Annotated in this window: 2 protein-coding genes; one reads left to right on the forward strand and one right to left on the reverse strand. The window is 69.4% G+C overall.

What is annotated here, in order from left to right:
• Positions 1-159: GlsB/YeaQ/YmgE family stress response membrane protein (locus tag J0695_RS39435; RefSeq protein WP_206969659.1), on the forward strand; the 159-nt coding region annotated here is incomplete at its 5' end.
• A gap of 20 nt (positions 160-179) precedes the next feature.
• Here the strand turns inward: J0695_RS39435 and J0695_RS39440 are convergent.
• Positions 180-527 (reverse strand): alpha-ketoglutarate-dependent dioxygenase AlkB family protein (locus tag J0695_RS39440; protein WP_206969658.1); only part of this gene is annotated, 348 nt, incomplete at its 5' end.

Here is a 527-nt window from a genome sequence, read left to right on the forward strand (position 1 = left end):
GGCGCCTTCCTCGGCGGCTGGATAGCCTCGCACTTCTGGCACCACCCGGTCGCCAAGCACTTCTACGACGGCGCCACCTGGGTCTCCGCCATCGGCGGCGCGCTGGTGCTGCTCATCGCGTACCGGCTGATCTTCGGCAACTCCCGCGAACACCGTTAGGGCGCAGACCGGTTGAGGCCTCAGAGGCCCGTCTCCCGCAGGGTGATGTTCAGCCGGCCGGTGATCCCCACTCCGGGACCGGCCGTCCCCGGCATCACCCTCGGGACGCCGTGGTACGCGAACCGCGAGGGCCCTCCGAAGACGAAGAGGTCCCCGGACTCCAACTCCACGTCCGTGTAGGGCCGTCCGCGCCCCTCGGTGTTCCCGAAGCGGAACACGCACGAGTCGCCCAGGCTCAGCGACACCACAGGAGCGTCGGCGGCCCGCTCCTCTTTGTCCTGGTGCATTCCCATGCGCGCATCACCGTCATAGAAATTCACCAGCGCCGCGTCGGGCGCGTACGCCCCCGCCTCCCCATAGGCCTCCGC

This window comes from Streptomyces beijiangensis (genome assembly GCF_017315755.1).
In the GTDB taxonomy this organism is placed as follows: Bacteria; Actinomycetota; Actinomycetes; order Streptomycetales; family Streptomycetaceae; genus Streptomyces; species Streptomyces beijiangensis.